Annotated in this window: 19 protein-coding genes; 1 reads left to right on the plus strand and 18 read right to left on the minus strand. The window is 37.7% G+C overall.

What is annotated here, in order from left to right; genetic code table 11:
- From MKX67_RS20295 to MKX67_RS20320, 6 genes are read right to left on the minus strand one after another with little or no spacing between them, the layout of a single operon-like run.
- Positions 1-816 carry a carbohydrate ABC transporter permease gene (locus MKX67_RS20295; RefSeq protein WP_328198144.1) on the minus strand — a complete coding sequence of 272 codons (816 nt, stop codon included), beginning with the start codon at positions 814-816 and terminating at the stop codon, positions 1-3.
- Positions 817-829: 13 nt separating this feature from the next.
- The gene (locus MKX67_RS20300) at positions 830-1,792 is read right to left on the minus strand and encodes a sugar ABC transporter permease (protein WP_342488680.1); all 963 of its coding nucleotides are present in this window, start codon (positions 1,790-1,792) and stop codon (positions 830-832) included.
- A 24-nt stretch (positions 1,793-1,816) separates the two neighbouring features.
- On the minus strand, positions 1,817-3,142 hold the full coding sequence (locus MKX67_RS20305; RefSeq protein ID WP_342488681.1) for an ABC transporter substrate-binding protein: 1,326 nt from the start codon (positions 3,140-3,142) through the stop codon (positions 1,817-1,819).
- Between the two features lie 18 nt (positions 3,143-3,160).
- Positions 3,161-3,985, minus strand: coding sequence for a metallophosphoesterase (locus MKX67_RS20310; RefSeq protein ID WP_307319379.1), 825 nt, complete (start codon positions 3,983-3,985; stop codon positions 3,161-3,163).
- 22 nt (positions 3,986-4,007) lie between these two features.
- The gene (locus MKX67_RS20315; protein WP_342488682.1) at positions 4,008-4,793 is read right to left on the minus strand and encodes a tyrosine-protein phosphatase; all 786 of its coding nucleotides are present in this window, start codon (positions 4,791-4,793) and stop codon (positions 4,008-4,010) included.
- Positions 4,790-5,767, minus strand: a complete 978-nt coding sequence (locus MKX67_RS20320) for a metallophosphoesterase (RefSeq protein ID WP_342488683.1) — start codon at positions 5,765-5,767, stop codon at positions 4,790-4,792. The genes MKX67_RS20315 and MKX67_RS20320 overlap by 4 nt, the downstream gene beginning before the upstream one ends.
- Before the next feature lie 214 nt (positions 5,768-5,981).
- Between MKX67_RS20320 and MKX67_RS20325 the strand changes: the two genes are divergently transcribed.
- Entirely contained in the window at positions 5,982-6,629 is a 648-nt protein-coding gene (locus tag MKX67_RS20325) for a GntR family transcriptional regulator (RefSeq protein WP_095371839.1), read from the plus strand.
- A 128-nt stretch (positions 6,630-6,757) separates the two neighbouring features.
- Here MKX67_RS20325 and raiA read toward each other — a convergent pair whose 3' ends face one another.
- The 12 genes from raiA to flgK form a co-directional block, all read right to left on the minus strand.
- Entirely contained in the window at positions 6,758-7,306 is a 549-nt protein-coding gene (gene raiA / locus MKX67_RS20330) for a ribosome-associated translation inhibitor RaiA (RefSeq protein ID WP_095371838.1), read from the minus strand.
- 151 nt (positions 7,307-7,457) lie between these two features.
- Positions 7,458-7,835, minus strand: a complete 378-nt coding sequence (locus MKX67_RS20335; RefSeq protein ID WP_180316929.1) for a hypothetical protein — start codon at positions 7,833-7,835, stop codon at positions 7,458-7,460.
- Between the two features lie 9 nt (positions 7,836-7,844).
- Complete coding sequence (locus tag MKX67_RS20340; protein WP_251162128.1) at positions 7,845-8,195, minus strand: hypothetical protein; 351 nt, start codon at positions 8,193-8,195, stop codon at positions 7,845-7,847.
- Positions 8,192-8,590: a flagellar export chaperone FliS gene (gene fliS, locus MKX67_RS20345; RefSeq protein WP_095371835.1), complete on the minus strand. Its 399-nt coding sequence runs from the start codon at positions 8,588-8,590 to the stop codon at positions 8,192-8,194. Before fliS ends, MKX67_RS20340 begins: the two co-directional genes overlap by 4 nt.
- A gap of 11 nt (positions 8,591-8,601) precedes the next feature.
- Positions 8,602-10,701, minus strand: coding sequence for a flagellar filament capping protein FliD (gene fliD, locus MKX67_RS20350; RefSeq protein ID WP_342488685.1), 2,100 nt, complete (start codon positions 10,699-10,701; stop codon positions 8,602-8,604).
- A gap of 125 nt (positions 10,702-10,826) precedes the next feature.
- Positions 10,827-11,177 (minus strand): flagellar protein FlaG, encoded by a 351-nt coding sequence (locus MKX67_RS20355; RefSeq protein ID WP_342488686.1) that lies wholly within the window; start codon positions 11,175-11,177, stop codon positions 10,827-10,829.
- Between the two features lie 205 nt (positions 11,178-11,382).
- Positions 11,383-12,576 (minus strand): flagellin, encoded by a 1,194-nt coding sequence (locus MKX67_RS20360; RefSeq protein ID WP_342488687.1) that lies wholly within the window; start codon positions 12,574-12,576, stop codon positions 11,383-11,385.
- A 238-nt stretch (positions 12,577-12,814) separates the two neighbouring features.
- Positions 12,815-13,042, minus strand: coding sequence for a carbon storage regulator CsrA (csrA, locus tag MKX67_RS20365; RefSeq protein WP_095371831.1), 228 nt, complete (start codon positions 13,040-13,042; stop codon positions 12,815-12,817).
- Complete coding sequence (gene fliW / locus MKX67_RS20370; protein WP_322909704.1) at positions 13,030-13,482, minus strand: flagellar assembly protein FliW; 453 nt, start codon at positions 13,480-13,482, stop codon at positions 13,030-13,032. The genes csrA and fliW overlap by 13 nt, the downstream gene beginning before the upstream one ends.
- 12 nt (positions 13,483-13,494) lie before the next feature.
- Positions 13,495-14,073, minus strand: a complete 579-nt coding sequence (locus tag MKX67_RS20375) for a DUF6470 family protein (protein WP_328198155.1) — start codon at positions 14,071-14,073, stop codon at positions 13,495-13,497.
- Positions 14,074-14,136: 63 nt separating this feature from the next.
- The gene (flgL, locus tag MKX67_RS20380) at positions 14,137-15,189 is read right to left on the minus strand and encodes a flagellar hook-associated protein FlgL (protein WP_342488688.1); all 1,053 of its coding nucleotides are present in this window, start codon (positions 15,187-15,189) and stop codon (positions 14,137-14,139) included.
- 14 nt (positions 15,190-15,203) lie between these two features.
- On the minus strand, positions 15,204-17,063 hold the full coding sequence (gene flgK / locus MKX67_RS20385; protein WP_322909707.1) for a flagellar hook-associated protein FlgK: 1,860 nt from the start codon (positions 17,061-17,063) through the stop codon (positions 15,204-15,206).
- Positions 17,064-17,074 lie beyond the last annotated feature (11 nt).

Consider the following 17,074-nt stretch of genomic DNA (forward strand, 5'->3'; position numbering starts at 1 on the left):
TTATTTGATGCCAAATCGAACAAAAGAGTCAACGATATGTTTTTGTAAAAATAAGTAGATAAGTAATATCGGTATACATGAGATAGTTGTAGCTGCCATCAGTGATCCCCACATATTCACATCCGAATTGACAAAAGACTTCAATCCAATTTGAATGGGTGCATTCTCCATTTCTTTCGTCACTAACATTGGCCATAAATACTCATTCCAAGCATTAATAAAAAGAATAATGCCCAATGAAATGACGGTCGAACGAATATTTGGAAGGATAATTCTTAATAAAATACCGAGGTCAGACTCTCCATCTAACCTTGCCGCATCAATTAGTGCTGTAGGAAATGACTTAAAACTTTGATAGATTGATAAAATAGCAAAGGTTGATGCAGCGAATGGTAAGACAATACCTAATGGATTTTCATTTAAGCCTATTTGATTAATCAACACATAGTTTGGAATCATTACCGCTTGAAAAGGAATCAGCCAAGTTAAGCTAAGTAATGTAAAAATTAAAAGTTTCCCTTTAAAACTCCATCGGACTAATGCATACCCCGCTAATAAACTGGTTGACAACTGCAAAATCGTCATTAAAGTAGCAACTACAAATGAGTTAAATAACATTTGTATAATAGGCATTTCTGCGAATGCATATAGATAATTTTGCCATGTTGGTGCCTGTGGTATAAAAGAACTTGTGAAAATTTCAGATTCATTTTTAAATGAAGAGATAATCATCCAATATAGTGGGAAAATAGCGATGATACTCATCATTATTAATAGAAAATGCTGAAGTACCGTTACTGATTTTATCCGTTTCATCACTTTTACTCCCTTAATTATCATAGAATGCAAATTTTTTCGTTAACACATTTAAACCGATAGCAATGATCGCAAATACAATAAAAAATAACGTCGCGGCTGCTGAACTTAATCCTGCATTTAAGTTACTGAATCCATATTTATACATCTCATAATAAATATTCGTTGACGTACCGAACGGACCGCCTGCTGTTAAAATATCAATATAAGCGAAGGTAAATTGACTAGAAAATAGAATACTCATTGTGAGCATAAACAATATTGTTGGTGACAATAAAGGAATAGTGATCGTCATTAATTGCTTCCATTTCGTCGCACCATCTAAAGCTGCTGCTTCGAAATAATCTCTGTTAATATTGGTCAATGCTGCAGAGAAAATAATCGTACTAAATCCAATCAAGCCCCATCCTGTCATCAAAAGAATGAGCCATTTCGCATAGACTGAATCAGTAAAGAAAGAGATGTTTGCATCGGTGATTCCAAGTTTTTGTAATGTAATATTGACTAATCCATTGGCAGGATGAAAGAGCCATCTCCAGATTGCCCCTACAGTTACTGGTGCCAATATCATTGGGATGAAAAACATTGCCCGATACACATTTTTCACTCTGCCATTTAACCCATTTGTTGCTACAGCTAAAAGCATTGGAATGATGATAGAGAAAGGTAGTATACCCACTGTATAAAAAATTGTATTTTCGATAGATTGAACGAAGTCCTTAGTTTGGAACAAGCGAATAAAATTATCTAACCCTACTGCAATAGGTTCTGTGCCTGGGACCATACTCCACTTTTGAAAGGCTAAAACAAAAGTAGATAGTAACGGTTTATACATCCAAACCCCTAATAAAAGAATTGCAGGTAGTAAAAATAAATAAGGTTTCCATTTTATAAGTGAACGAGCAACACGTCTGTTTTTCTGCCCGTTCACTTTTTTTCCTTGCTCTGATACGGTTATGCTTTTTACCTCACTCATAAGATTCCCTTCTCTCATGAACACCTATTGTATTAATTGGTTAATTTCTTCTTCTGCTGCTTTTAAAGTTTTTTCTACATCTGCATCCGTTGAAACCGATTGAACAATCGCATCTCTAAATATATTGGACATTTCAGTTGCATATTCCGCTGGCCAAATTACTGCTGGTTGGATGTTTTTCAATTGCTCCAAGTTGATTTTATATAATGGATTTTCGTCAATAAATCCTTTTAAATAATTGGGATCATCAGCTAACTCTGTTCTGAGCGGTAAATAGCCTACCTCAGAAGTTATAATTGTATAGCCTTCATTACCAGTAACATATTTAATAAACTCCCACACCGCTGCCTTTTTCACATCATTATCTGGTCTAACAGCTAAAACACTTCCAGAGTTCACTGGTACAGACGGATTGTTTCCGAATGATGGTAAACCAGCGCCGTAAAGTTCCCAGCCACCTGCTTCGGAAGCATTTTTAAATCCGCTATGCAATGCAGTAGAAGTAATGTACATTCCTAGATTACCAGCCATAAATTGCTCGGGTAACTCCGTATCACTCCCAACTGCATGGGCACCGTTTTGATAGAGATCCTTCCACATTTCAATCGCTTCAATACTTTCTTGATTTGCGAATTGCGCTTCCTTACGATCATCAGAAAGTACTTTGCCTCCATTACTTAATATCACACCTTCAGTTGTCCAACCATTATCCGGTGCTAACGCAAAGCCATCTTTGCCTGTCGCTTCATTTATTTTAAGTGAATATTCCTTAACCTCTTCCCACGTTTGTGGTGGCTTTGTTGGATCTAAGCCTGCTTCTTCGAATAATTTTCCATTCATAAAAACAATCGGTGTGCTAAATGTAAATGCCAACCCATATGTCTTTCCATCAATTTTCCCTAAACTCAATGCATTATCTGAAATGCCATTGAAATGATTGTTTAATTCTTCTGCTGGAAACACATCTTCATAAGCTTGGAATCCGAGAGTTTCTCTTGAATTATCTAATGTTGAAAAAGTATGTTGAACAATATCAACCGCTTTTCCAGCCGCAATATCTGCCTTAAACTGTTGATAAGAGGCATCAGCAACCCCTTCAACAATGACACCCTTTTCTTTTCCAATTGTGTCATTGAACTCATTAATTAGATGTTCCATACCCTCTTTCATTGTTGGAGCAGCTAAACTATAAGAATAAAAAGTTATCTTTGGAGGATTCTCTGGGTCTAATTCGCCCATTTCCTGTGAGTCGGTTGAAGCGTCAGAAGAGCTACAAGCACTTAACACTGAAGCGATACCTAACAATAGAGTGAGCATAATAAAGAGCCTCTTACTTTTTAATTTAACCATTTACCTCTCCCCCTTCACTTAAGAATGCTGAAGCATCTGCTTCAATTCTACTGATAAAAATGTATCAAACTTATCTGGGTACCTAACTTGTTCTACACTTGCACCATTTTCGCCTAATGTACATATGCTATAGCCCGTACGATTATTAAACGAAGCTAATTCTTGACCAATTTCCATACTAAAAGAAGTTCCTCCCGCAGTAGATAATAGAATATTTTCATAGGTAGTTACTTTATTCTGATGAGTATGACCACTAAGAACTAGTTTGACATCGGTATTTTTTATAATAGCCAATACCTCTGCTGAATTCGATAAGCTATGGCCATCGACCACATGTCCAGCTTCCAATGGATGATGGACAACAACAATCGAACCATTAGGGGCAGGCTGAGCTAATGTCTCCTTTAACCATTGTAGTTGTTCCTCACTCACTACACCTTTTCCACTATGATCATAGCTAGAATCTAGTACGATTAGGCGATAGCCTTGAATAATTGCTTCGTAAAATAAGTCCCGCTTCTCTCCTTTTACGTTGCCTATACCTTCCCAGTAAGCTTCTGTCACATCATGATTCCCTAAAGCTAAATAATAAGGAATATCTATGATATGATCTTCTAGTAATTTAGCTAAGAAAGCATAATCTTCAACTGTCCCTTCGTGAACAAGGTCCCCACTAATTAAAATGAAATCTGGCGCTTTTTCATCTTGTGTGATTGCTTGTAGTATTCCTTTCAACGTTTCAGTTGGGTTATTGTCAACACCTGTTAATGTTTCAATTAAACTGCCTTTATATTCTCTTAGAATATGTGTATCTGATAAATGAGCAAACCTTAATTTATCCATGTTCATTTCCCCCTTTAGAAAATTACTCTTGCAAGCAGAAATCTTTTATTTTTTTCCTTATTTCATTTGTTATTCCAAACTCTAGGTACAAATAAGTGTCAAAATCGCCGTATATTTCTTCTATAGCAGATTTAGTTGCAAGTAAATATTCTTCTTGCAATAAAAAGGCTGCTTTTAATTGCAAGAACTCCTCTTCCACAAGTGCTGCTTCTGCCTGCAGAAACATTTGCTCATGAAAGGTGGCTAAAGCAACATTAGAATAAAGGTAATCTTCCATCACAGTTGAAAATGGCACACCGAGTGTAAGTAAAATAATCATAGCGCCTATACCTGTTCGATCTCTTCCTCCAGCACAATGATGGATTAGCGGCAAGTTTTTCTCTGGTTCTTTTAATAAATTCATCAAAGCTTGGTAAGAAGCATTTCGAACCGGAAAAGTAGAATAGAGTGTTAAAAATGTTTCTTTAGTATAGTGTTTGAATACATCTTCTTTTTTCTTTACTTTCGATACTTGCTCGGCGATATTATCCTCAGCGATTACCGGTACTCGTAAAAGCTTGGCACTACCAATTTCCGGATCAGGTTTTTCATTTGCTTCATCTTCTCTACGATAGTCAAATATATATTTAATCTTTTGTTTAGACAGTTGAGCAATATCATCTGTCGTTAATCCACTTAAATCTCCCGCTCTATATATGATGCCGCTTCGTACTTTTCGACCATCTACGGTAACGAGCCCTCCCATATCACGAAAATTCAGAGCCCCTTTTAGGGGAACAGTTTGTGAATAAAGTCCAATTGTTGTCATTGATTCACCTCATACTTTTCCAAATCACTGACACCATCATCTAGTTCGATAACTTGAAAACCAACTTCGCCATTTTTTACTGTTACAAAAAGAATATGATCGATCGATCCAACACTATCACCGTGCCAACATGCACCCGTACGACCCATTTGAATATAATTTCTGTTATTTTTTTTCGTTACTTCCAATTGATGAAGGTGTCCTGCAAACATCGTATACATTCTTGATTCAAGCATATTCTCAAATTGGCTGAACTTAGGATCCTTCGTTTTCCAAGCTGGCTTATGCATAAATACAAAAGTATGTTTCACATCATTATTTTCATGTAACACTTCAGCAAAAAACTGTAATTGCTCATCTGAAATATGAGGTAAGTTACCCTTCTCAATATCTTCCTCCGAAGCCCCTTCAGTCATTTGTCCGAAGAATTCTTCAATGTACCCTCTAGCTTTTGCTGGATTTTCAACTACTTGATTGGTAATATCCCTAAAACTCTTTACAAAAGATTCAGGCATACCTAAAGGATTTTCCTCTGTATTCAGCACTAAAAATAAATAATCATTTAATCGAAAAGCGTAATACTCAAAACCTTTTCGCTCACGCCAAACTTTAACCATAGTGTCATTTCCATAGTCATGGTTACCAACTGTTAAATAAAATGGGATGTCTACCTCTTTAATTAACTGATCAATATAGTCCCACTCTCCATGGGCCGCTTCCTCTTGATCCCAATAACCTTCAATGAAATCACCTACTGAAAGGACAAAATCAGGATTAAGGCCTTTTACCACCTGCAAACCTTTCTCAAAAATGCCTGGTGTTGTAATCCCACAGCGATCACCAACAACTGCAAACGAAAAATCATTTTCAAGGTGAGTGGACATGTCTCCAAACCAAGGTCTCTTACCATTCTTAGAAAAATCTTCTTTAAAATAATGTTGCGTCCCAAGCTTTTTTTGATCTATAACATGCATCCAGTTGTCCTCCTTTATTTAAATACAACTGAAGTATACAACTAGCATGTTAATAAGATGTTAATCTAACATGAATCATTTTATGAGTTTGGTGAAATTTTTAAATTTAGTGTAAATTCAAAGGTTACAAGATGTATTCTTAGGAAATCATCGCTATAATTGTATAATCATAAGATGTTCAATTAATGGATTTAGACAGAGAGGAATTAGGACAATGACAAAATCTTTAATAGATACCGCTTATCACACCATTCGAACGAAAATTCTTACTTGCGAATACCTACCGGGAAGCCTACTATCCATATATAAATTATCAGAGGAATTAGCTATGAGTCGAACACCCATCTCTAATGCGATTGCTAAACTTGAACTAGAAGGGTTAGTGATCTCCTTAAAAAATAGAGGTGTGATGGTGAAGGAAGTATCATCTAAAGAGATACTAGATATGTTCGAAGTCATTTTCACCCATCAAATGTATGCGCTTGAAAAGGTAGAAACAAATCCGCTTTATTCATTTAATTTATCACTTTTAAATGAACATTTAGAGCAACAACTACTAGATAAAGAGAACGATCGTTATTTCTCTTATGCGACTCACTCATTACAATTCATAAGACAAATCATAGCTGCTGGACAAAACCAAATCATGCTTCAAATTATGGATCAGCATATGGACAAAATCATCATTGGTTCTATGGCCAGTTACTTGCTTTACCCAGAAAAACGGATTTTTTCTGGTGCTCATTATAATGAAGCACTTTACCTATCCATTGAAGCAAAGGAATACGAACAAACAAAAGAACTACTAAAAGAATGGCGAGCTCAAATTAGAGAACGTATCTTAATAATGGGAGCTATATGAATACTTGCATGACTTACGAAGGGAAGACATATTAATGTTCTGCTAGTATTTATCTTCTGTGGCATCAACTTCTCTTCGCACATGAAAAAAGCAGGCAGTGCCATAGCACCTACCTGCTTCCTTTTATATTATTGCGCTTCGATGAGTCCGTAGCGCCCATCTTTTCGTTTGTATACAACGTTTGTTAAGCTTGTGGCTGCGTTGGTGAAGACGAAGAAGCTATGGCCGAGCATGTTCATTTGTAAAATGGCCTCTTCACTGTCCATTGGCTTAAGGTCAAAGTGCTTTTGGCGAACGACCTCTAAGTCATTGTCTTCTTCTGGGTGTTCTTCAGGCTCCTCAAAAGTAGCGAATAATTCGTTAATTCCGCCTTTTTCGCGGAATTTTCGATTGACTTTCGTTTTATGTTTACGAATCTGTCTCTCCAACTTGTCGTTGATTAAGTCGATGGCTGCATACATATCAGCATGAGCCTCTTCTGCTCGAAGTACAAGATTCGTCATCGGAATCGTTACTTCAACTTTTGACGTTTTATCATTATTGGTTTTCAGGTTTACGTTTACATTTACATTAGGAGTTTCAGTAAAATATCTTTCCAACTTCATAATTTTCTTCTCGACGTAGTCTCTGATTGCTGGAGTTACCTCAATGTTTTCACCCCGAATGTTAAAATTCATAAGTGAACTCCTCCTTCTCTTTATAAGAGTCATAAGGATGATTTAGCCTGTCCTTCTTCAGCTAATCCTTATCAGCTAGTCTTTAAATAAGACTATACTCTATATTTCTATGTTACCCGTAAAAAGTCCTGCTAAAACCTTTTTAACGTAATTAAGAAAATAAATAAGGTTGCAATTCATAGTCTATCATTCGGTGCCAAGCTGCAAACAAAGGGAAAAATTGCTCACGTAATATTTCTTGTTTTTCTGGCGCGTTACCGATGGTTTGCTCCAGTCGATCAGCTTGTTCCTGCACCTTTTCAAACACATGCATAATATGAACCATTTCACTGTTTTCCTTAAACAAATGCAGTAATTGCTCGTTCACTGCTTTGATTTGTGGAAAAGAATCAATAACCTCAAAAAGAAGCGCATCACCATCATCTTTATCTAAATCTGTGAAGCTATCTACAATATAGGTAAAGCTTTCTTCTAGTGTATTTAACACAGAACAATACTCTCTTAGGAGAATATACTGCTCCTCCTTCAACTTCATCACCTAATTTCGTTTATCATAAAAAACACCGTCGCTCATCCCAACAGCTTCATACGGATTCGCATATTGCTTACTCTTTACTTTCTGCACCTTCAATCTTTTGATATCATCCTTAATGATTTGCTGGTGCTGATCTAATAATTGTTTAATGGCGCGATCCTGCTTCAATAGCACGTCTTTCATCTTCTGAGCTTCTGTTGACTGAAAATCAACTTGTCTCATTAAAATAAATCGTTGATCAAGCAAATCATCCGTCTTCTTTATGTAAGCTTCTCGTTCATGTTCAGGTAAGCCTTGGTTTAAATGAAGCAATAACTCACGCGTACAAACGATCAAATCAGTTGTCGCTGTCATGATTGTTCACTGCTTACCATTTGGGGTTTTTTCTGCGCTAACATCATTTCTTTCCATGTATTACGAAGATCCATAATCATTGATTCCGCTTCTTTTAAGGCTGTTAGATCATTGCGTGTATTGGCGTCAACTAAGGTTCTCAACACATAATCATAGATTCGTAGCAGATCACTAGATATTTCAACCTCTTGATTGAGTGTCACCATAAATTCTTGTATGATGTTTTGCGCCTTCTGCATATTTTCATTGCGCTTTGCAACTTCACCTTGCTCCATTGCTTGCTTGGCAATGCTAATAAACTTCAAACAACCGTTGTAAAGCATCATCGTTAGTTCTGCCGGTGTGGCTGTATTAATAGAAGTTTGTTGATATTTTTGGTACGGGTTGGTTGTCATCTTTTCACTCCTTATTGCGAGCTATAACCGAATTGTGTGAGCATATAATTCATTTGCTCATTCATTTTTTGCATTTGGGTCTCCATCGCTGCAAATTGTGACCAATACCTTTGCTCTTTATCTGCTAATTTCGATTCTAGTTCAGTTATACGATTATTGATATCATCTAAATTTTTTCCAATAGTAAATTGACTATTTGTCTTCATGCCATTACCCGCTTTTAAGGTAAGCGCATCGATTGATTGTGTAACGGTATCTCGCAATCGTCTAGAAATCCCTTGTTCACCAAGTGTATCCCCATCTGCTGCAAACAAATTAAATACACCTTCTGCATCATTTTCCAATGCTTCCTTCAGCTTATCTTCATTGATTTCAAGCTTACCACCTTCTAAATAATTTTTCGTTGTGGTAATACCAATAGCTGACAGCTGGTTATATTCACTCGTAGCACCTTCTAGCGGTGTATAAAAGTTCATCCGCATATTACTTAGTAAACTACTTAATTGTTGATCTGAACGAAGTAAACCGCTTTTCGCTTTTTCTTCCCAAAGCTCAATATCCTTCTCAGACATCGCCTCACGTTGCTCACTTGTTAACGGTGCATAATCACGATATTTTTCTTCAGATAACTGTCCTTGTATATTATCTATTAATTCATTGTATTTTTCTACGAATTCTTTGATTTTTTCTACGGCTTTATCGGTGTCGTTATTGATTGAGATTGTAACAGGCGAATCGCCATTAACAGCATCAAATGTATCCTTCAAAGTAAAAGAAACACCGTTTACTGTAAACGTATTAGAGGTTCTCTCCGTTTCTAAACCATTTAAAGTAAACTTCGCATTTTCTCCACCTTTTTCATTATTGCTATCAAGTTTTAGAACATTATTTAAAAACGGACTACCATTAAAAGAAATCTCTTTCCCATCGCCACTTTGATTAAAATCACCTGTTGACGTTCGGGCAATCGTTACTTTATCAGAATGTTGGTCATAAAACATATTGACACCTAAGGACGATTTATTCACTTTATCGATCACTGTCGTTAAAGAATCACGGGCATCGAAAGTAAATGTTTGGCTCACTTCACCTGTTTCATTGTATGTAGACATACTGAATTCAAAGTATTGGTGGTCATAACTCACTTCCGCTTTTGCACCTGCTTGTAGGTCAGAGCCGAAAGTGATTTTGCCTGTTTCTTTATCTAAATAAAATTGATCTTCTGCTAGATTATTCATATCCGTACCAGCAGTAAATGTTTTCGTTTCTTTTATTGGGTCACCATTCGTGTCTTTAATGATGTTACCAGCTGCATCTTTTTTGTCCCATGTAAAAGTAATGCTATCCTCAAATTCTGTGATCCCTATTTGTGAAAGTTGCACTTCTTTTGTTGCAGAGCCAACAGAAATTGTATCTTTTTGAACCATACTGTATTCCACTTCAATTTTACTGTCGGCGGGAATTTGTTGGCTGAAAGTCATTTTGCCTGTTTTCTCATCTACAAACACTTGCTTTTGACTAGCATCTAAGTCATCTAGGCTCGTCACCACTTGGTAGTTGTCTGTACCAACTGTAACACTATCCATTTGTTCTATATGATGCTTACCAAGCTTTTGTAATGAAAATTCGGTTCCTGCTTTCTTTACTGTGATTTCTTCGTTTATACTTTGTTCGGTACTCTTCCAATCAAATGAACTATTTTCAAAAATGTCCTTTTGGCTATATAGACTTTTCGTTGTATCTAGTTTTTCATCTGTACTAGTTATTCTTCCCGCACTCGCATTCGTAGCAGAAGTCGCCAATCTACTCACGGCAGACAATGTATAAGATCCGTTCCCTGCTGTCGAATCTGCCGTTGCTGTGACTTTGTTGCTATTAGAAGAAGTCGTAATTTTTGATAAAAATGAAGATTGCAAGCGCATATTTAAAGTCATATCGCGGAATGATGCTAGTTTTAAGTTAATATCTCTATATGAATCGCGCTGCCATTCGAGCGTTTGTTTCTTTTGTGACAATTTATCAATCGGCACTCTCTGTACTCTCATTAAATCATTAATTAAGGATTCTGTATCTAAACCAGATGCTAAACCACCTATTCGAAAATTCGCCATGACCATCCGTCCCCTTTTCTCTCTATCTATTTATTATATCGACTATAGTCCTATCGTTTACAGTAAAAATATGACTAATTGCCACTGTTCACGAATAAAAAGCCACTAGCATCAGCCAGTAGCTTCTAGACTTTTTGATCCACCATAAGCCCTTGAAATTCTGTCATTTCTGCAATCATATCAAGGAAATCCTTCGGTGGTATTTCACGAACGACTTCTTTAGTATCCGCATCAACAACTTCTACATAATAGCGATCGAGCTTTTCATGTAATTGGAACTGTACCGAAGTATAATGCGTCTGCAAATGACTATTTGCCTGCTCCACCTTTGATTGCAAGAAGTCTTTTTGTACGTCATGAGCAGACACCTTTGCTTTATCTTTTATTGTAAAATTTATTTCAGGTTGACTTTTTTCTTTCTGCTGAATAACAAAAGGCGAGTCCACCATCATTCTCATATTCGACTCTACTCTCATCCCTATTCGCCCCTTACCGAAATCACCTATTTTCTCTTTATATCGGAAACAACCATAAGGCTCTCTATCAATCTAAAGTTCGGTTTTTATTAGAGAAAAAACAGCGACCTTTTTCTTATACATAAGGTCTTTTTACCTAAAAAGACAAAAAGAAGCCCCAGACAAAGCTGAGACTTCTTAGATGAAAATACCAATAAGCGACGAATTAACCTAATAATTGAAGAACCGCTTGTGGTTTTTGATTTGCTTGCGCAAGCATCGCTTGAGAAGCTTGAGAAAGAATGTTCGTACGAGTCATCTCCATTACTTCTTGCGCCATATCAACGTCACGGATACGTGATTCAGCTGCTTGAAGGTTTTCAGATGAGTTGTTTAAGTTAGAGATTGTGTGCTCTAGGCGGTTTTGACTAGCACCTAGTTTAGAACGCTCTGCAGATACTTTATCAATTGCTTCTTGGAATTTAGTAACCGCTGCAGCTGCATCTTCGTGAGTTAATACACTTAGTGCAGATTCTTGAATTGTTGAGCTTGTCCCGTCAGTTACACCTAATTTAGAATCAGTTGTATCAGCAGTAGTGATTCCTAAAGCAGATGCTCTCATATCAGAAATATTGATGCTCATGCTTTGGTTTTCGTTTGCACCAATTTGGAAAGTAATGCTAGAACCTGCTCCAGCAGCTTTTCCTTCTGCTCCAGCTGTATTAACAACATCAGTGCCACCAACTACAGTTGCTGCTGTTGCAGACTCTTGGCCAGCATTTTGTGTTAATAATATTTTTGTATTATCATCAGGATCAATTGCAGCAGTATATTTTGCGCTTAATTCTGCATCCCCATTAATTTTACCTACAATTGCAGCTAAATCATCAGCAGCCTCAATAGTAACGTCAGTACCATCAATCGTTAGAGTGGCGTCAGCACCAGTAGCTGCAACAAATGATGTTGTTCCAGCAACAGCTGCTACTGCTTCTGAACCATCTTTCCCACCATCGATTAATTTTTGTGTATTGAATTCTGTTGTATTACCGATACGGTTGATTTCTGAAGTTAATTGGTTGATTTCTTTTTGGATTTCTTCACGGTCAGATCCAACGTTTGAATCATTGGCTGCTTGTGTAGCAAGTTCACGCATACGTTGAAGAATGTTTTGTGATTCTTGTAGCGCTCCTTCAGCAGTTTGGATCATTGAGATACCATCTTGAGAGTTACGGCTAGCTTGGTCTAAACCGCGGATTTGCGCGCGCATTTTTTCAGAGATTGCAAGTCCTGCTGCGTCATCTCCTGCACGGTTAATACGAAGACCTGAAGATAATTTCTCCATCGCTTTAGCGTTTGCATTGTTGTTTACGCCTAATTGACGATACGTGTTTAATGCTGAAATATTATTGTTGATAATCATTTGAATTCCTCCATGAGTTGTATTTTTCCACGTCCGTGTGGATTGAAGTAAAGCTTGTCGCTTTATTCTTATTTATTATCGGAGTGCTATAAAGTTTGTTTAATACTTTCTTATAAAAAATTAATAATTAAAAAAATACTTGTCTCTATTGCCTTCTCATTACTCCAACATGAATTCTTGTTTCCTTTGTTTATCTTCAGACAAATATATAAAAAATAAACCTATATCTCCAACCGGCTTATTTCTCAGTATTATTTTTCAATAGTGCCATTAAATCAACAGGGTTTTGTGCGGCTTCGTTGTTTTCTGTCTGGATCTGTAGGTATACTTCTTTTCTGTAGATGTCGATGTCTTTTGGTGCTTGGATGCCAAGTTTGATTTGGTCTCCTTCGACGGCGACGATCGTGATTTCGATGTTTTCATTAATGATAATCGATTCGTTTTTGCGACGGGTTAATACGAGCATGAGGCATCCTCCTCCATAAGCTGGAATAACGGATGCTTCGTCTTGTAGCGCGCATCATTTAAGACAAGCTGTTTCCCCATTCGTTTTTTCATATTAATCACCAATGGACCTTGCAAATTCGCCGTTGATGACTTAAACGGTTCCTTTAACGTGAGAATGACAAAAGTAGCTACATCTTCCGGTTGTTCAATTTGCAGCGCATGTTGCGATGCTTCATTGAGCTGAAATTCGTAATCAGCAAAAAAGGCATACGGGTCGACAACGACAAACGCTAACTCAGCCGTATTGATTGATTGTAAAATAAAATAAGGGAGTTCTTCTAAAAAGGGAAGAAGCACATATTGCTGTTCTTCTGGAAACCCTGGCAAGCCTACCGGAAAATGAAGGTGTTGCTCTGCTGACACTTCAACTGTCCCTTGATATTTTGTCTCAATTTTCATCGTAACACTTCCTTAAATAAGCTGATCCACTTGAAAATCTCTTAGTTCAAAGTTAATCGCTTCTTTTTGCTGTAAATAAATTTGTGCTTGCCAGTTTTCATGAGCGATTTGTGGTCGATTGATATTTACATCAATGGCTGGCGTTTGCGGGGTTACGTTCACATCGACGCTCCCTGGATCATAATCGATTTGTACCCGGAAATGGTTTTTCGGTAAATAGCCGATCCCTGGTGTCTTTTGGTTGGGCTCACTATTTTGTTTCGCAATTTGTGGAATGGCACCTGCTCCGTTTTCAATTTTCATCATCGCATCACCTTCACGAACCCGCCTAGAGATCCCTGTAATTGCCGTCATCTTTGCCTGTTCAGCCGCTTCTGCGACTCGCCTGCCTGCCCCTTTATTATCCAGATCAGCTCGCGCCTCTGATTGATCAATAAAAAGCCGGGATGCTTCATGACTAATTGTAAGCTTTGCTGGTGGCTGATGCATCGAAACGTCTGCTTGCGACTGTTTGATTTTCATCACAGGTTGATAATAATTGATACCAAGTTGCGCCTGTTTTGTCGTTATTTCTAAATAAGGTGTATGCATAGATTCACCGCTCTTTACATGACGAGCGGCCCATCTCTAGAGATGAACCGTCGTCAGCGTTTTTTATCGTAAAAAGTCCATTAATGTTGGTTGAATAATGCTTGCTCCTACTGCTAAAGAAGCACGGTGGAGGGCTTCTTGGGATGTTAATTCAATAATGACCTTCTCTGCATCGATATCTTCATTATTAGACATCATGGTTTTGGCAAGTATCTCTTGATTCCCTAAACGACTTTCAACCATCTCTACTCGATTAGATTTAGCACCGATATCTGCCATTTCAGAGATTACATTATTATGGTGATGATCAATCAAATCCAGCTCCCCAGATAAATCATCCGCTGTTGTATCAGGTGAATTCAACTTATCAATTAAGTTGCCAATATCTTTAAATAAATCTAATGAAAAGACATTTTGCGGCTTACTATTCACATCGAGATGAATGCCTGCAGAAACTTCAATTTTTACGCCTTCAGCATTGCTAGCAACCGCCCCTTTTTCTTTCGCTACAAAAGAATCTGGTATCGGGAATCCGATTTCAGTGCCATCTTGAGCTTTAAATGCATTCGAAGATTCATTCCAAACAAGCTGACTACCCTTCTCATCGAAAAGTACATAATCCTTGGCATTATTCGCATCAATTGTGCTGATATCAACATTTTGATCAATTTTCTTTAAATCTACTGGCTTATTCGTTGTATCTGAGCCGTTAAAAATATACTTATTATTCACTTTAGTATTGGCAATCGTTTCTAATTGATTTCGCAGCTGTTCAATTTCACTAGCCACGTTCTTACGTTGACCTGCATCATATGAATCACTGGAAGCCTGTACCGTAAGATCACGGATACGTTGGATAATTTTATTCGTTTCATCCAGTGCCGATTCCGTATTATCCATCCAGTTATATACTTCACCTAAATTGCGTTGATATTGGGATACAGCCGTTACTTGGGAACGGTAATTGACCCCTTTCATCGCTGCTACAGGATCATCAGACGGGCGATTCACTTTTTTGCCGGTATATAACTGCTCTTCTAACTTACCAAGCTTTTGATAGTTGTTTTGAATATGTTTTAGTGAATTTTGTGAAAGCATGGATTGTGTTACGCGCATCAGTCATTACCTCCTTATCTTCCAACTCTGCCCATACCATTAATGATGGTATCAAGCATTTCGTCTATTGCAGTGATTTGTCTAGCCGCTGCACTATAAGCATGTTGAAACATGATCATATTCGACATTTCTTCATCAAGAGAGACCGAACTTACAGAAGAACGGTTAAATTGGACCGTGTCGGCTAGCGTAGCAGCATTTTCCGTCATTCGATTTGCCTCTTGTGTAGTTACTCCTAACTCACCAATCATCCCTTGGTAGAAGCTCATCATATTTGTATCTGATCCATTAAAATCGAGCATCATGTCTTTTACATTTGCCAGAGCAACTGCATTAGAACCGTCGCCAACAAAACTTTCACTCGAAGGATTTTGTCCAATACCTGTTAACTCAAATGACCAAGTAGAACCAGATTGTAAATTAGAGATTGTACTAGTATCGATTTTAAGGCCAAAGAGATTCATATTTTCTTTCACTGCTTGATTTTGATGGTCAGCTATTGGGTTGCCGTCTAAATCATAAGCGGAGTACTTCCATGAACCATTATCATAAGTCAACTCAATTTTTGCCTCACTAATCGTGATCGGCGGGGTGTCATATGTTTGAATACCACTGAACGCACCCAGAATCGTTGGGTTACCAGTCGATGGGTTGTCCGCATGTTTCGTAATAGAACCCGTAAATAACTCACTACTTGAGGAAGCGGCAATATGATTTAAATTATTCATGATTGAATCAGACACTTTTATACTGGCTGCTGCCCCTGCTGCATTATCGCCAATTTCAAAGAAGTCCACACCGTTCTTAACGCCGCTCTCAATTTCAGATAAACTCCAGCCACTTTGATGGACAGCATTAAAGGCCGTGGCAAAGCGGAAAGCCATTAAGTCCAGATTCGCAAGCATATCAGAATAAACACCTGTTTCCTTCCCAGTGGCATCTATTTTGCCGTACATATCTATATTCGCAAGTAAGCTCCCTTTCGAAGTAAAATCTGATGCCGCCATCGATTTATTACCGATTTGCAAACTAGCAATAGCTTGTGTTTCAGGGTCTTTTTTGACACTCAATGATTGGACGATATCATTTTTCCCATCGAGTAAAGTACCGACACTTTTACCATTCCCATCGACTAATTCAATCGAATATTTCCCGGCAGCTTGACTACTTGCATTCCCACCACTTGGTGTAGCACTCACTTTAATGTTGACTAAGCCTGAGAGTTGATCAACAAGTACATCCCTTTTATCATATAAATCATTCGGCAAATAGCCATGTGGTTCTACGCTAGCAATTTGCTCATTGATCTGGTTAATTTGTGTGAGGATTGAATTAATTGTTTTCACATTCATATCAATTTGCTCACCGACATCTGCTTTCTGAGCGCTCAGTTGTCCTGCCAAATAATTAAAAGTATCACTCACGGCAATCCCACGCTGACGAACAACCGAACGAGCACCTGAATCTTCAGGGTTAGTTGATAAGTCTTGCAAAGCATTCCAAAATTGATCTAATGTATTCGCAAGGCCAGTATCTGACGGCTCATTCATGACACTTTCAATTCGGGAAAGCTCACTGCTTCTCGTATTCCAATAACCGAATTTATTGTGCTCATTACGGTACTGTACATCCAAATAGTCTTCGCGTATGCGTTGAACCGATCCTGCCTGAACACCCGTTCCAATTTGTCCTGGCATGTATGGCGCATTCATTCCAACAGACGGAAAAGCATTTGTTTGTGTAAAGTTCACCCGTTGTCTCGTATATCCTACAGTATTCGCATTGGCAATATTATGCCCGGTTGTATAGAGTGCACTTTGTTGTGTATGTATGGCTCTCTTCGCCGTTTCTAACCCCATAAAAGTAGATTTCATAACGTTTCCTC

Origin of the sequence: Cytobacillus sp. FSL W7-1323, from assembly GCF_038595015.1 — a bacterium.
Lineage (GTDB): Bacteria > Bacillota > Bacilli > Bacillales > Cytobacillaceae > Cytobacillus > Cytobacillus kochii.

Bases quoted from the DNA above. Each gene is read 5' to 3' on its own strand.
- MKX67_RS20300 (WP_342488680.1), bottom strand. From the start codon at position 1,792: ATGAGTGAGGTAAAAAGCATAACCGTATCAGAGCAAGGAAAAAAAGTG.
- flgL (WP_342488688.1), bottom strand. From the start codon at position 15,189: ATGCGCGTAACACAATCCATGCTTTCACAAAATTCACTAAAACATATT.
- fliS (WP_095371835.1), bottom strand. From the start codon at position 8,590: ATGACAACCAACCCGTACCAAAAATATCAACAAACTTCTATTAATACA.
- fliD (WP_342488685.1), bottom strand. From the start codon at position 10,701: ATGGCGAATTTTCGAATAGGTGGTTTAGCATCTGGTTTAGATACAGAA.
- MKX67_RS20310 (WP_307319379.1), bottom strand. From the start codon at position 3,985: ATGGATAAATTAAGGTTTGCTCATTTATCAGATACACATATTCTAAGA.
- MKX67_RS20295 (WP_328198144.1), bottom strand. From the start codon at position 816: ATGAAACGGATAAAATCAGTAACGGTACTTCAGCATTTTCTATTAATA.
- MKX67_RS20305 (WP_342488681.1), bottom strand. From the start codon at position 3,142: ATGGTTAAATTAAAAAGTAAGAGGCTCTTTATTATGCTCACTCTATTG.
- flgK (WP_322909707.1), bottom strand. From the start codon at position 17,063: ATGAAATCTACTTTTATGGGGTTAGAAACGGCGAAGAGAGCCATACAT.
- MKX67_RS20340 (WP_251162128.1), bottom strand. From the start codon at position 8,195: ATGACAGCGACAACTGATTTGATCGTTTGTACGCGTGAGTTATTGCTT.
- MKX67_RS20375 (WP_328198155.1), bottom strand. From the start codon at position 14,073: ATGCATACACCTTATTTAGAAATAACGACAAAACAGGCGCAACTTGGT.
- MKX67_RS20355 (WP_342488686.1), bottom strand. From the start codon at position 11,177: ATGAGAGTAGAGTCGAATATGAGAATGATGGTGGACTCGCCTTTTGTT.
- MKX67_RS20315 (WP_342488682.1), bottom strand. From the start codon at position 4,793: ATGACAACAATTGGACTTTATTCACAAACTGTTCCCCTAAAAGGGGCT.
- fliW (WP_322909704.1), bottom strand. From the start codon at position 13,482: ATGAAAATTGAGACAAAATATCAAGGGACAGTTGAAGTGTCAGCAGAG.
- MKX67_RS20320 (WP_342488683.1), bottom strand. From the start codon at position 5,767: ATGCATGTTATAGATCAAAAAAAGCTTGGGACGCAACATTATTTTAAA.
- MKX67_RS20325 (WP_095371839.1), top strand. From the start codon at position 5,982: ATGACAAAATCTTTAATAGATACCGCTTATCACACCATTCGAACGAAA.
- raiA (WP_095371838.1), bottom strand. From the start codon at position 7,306: ATGAATTTTAACATTCGGGGTGAAAACATTGAGGTAACTCCAGCAATC.
- csrA (WP_095371831.1), bottom strand. From the start codon at position 13,042: ATGCTCGTATTAACCCGTCGCAAAAACGAATCGATTATCATTAATGAA.
- MKX67_RS20360 (WP_342488687.1), bottom strand. From the start codon at position 12,576: ATGATTATCAACAATAATATTTCAGCATTAAACACGTATCGTCAATTA.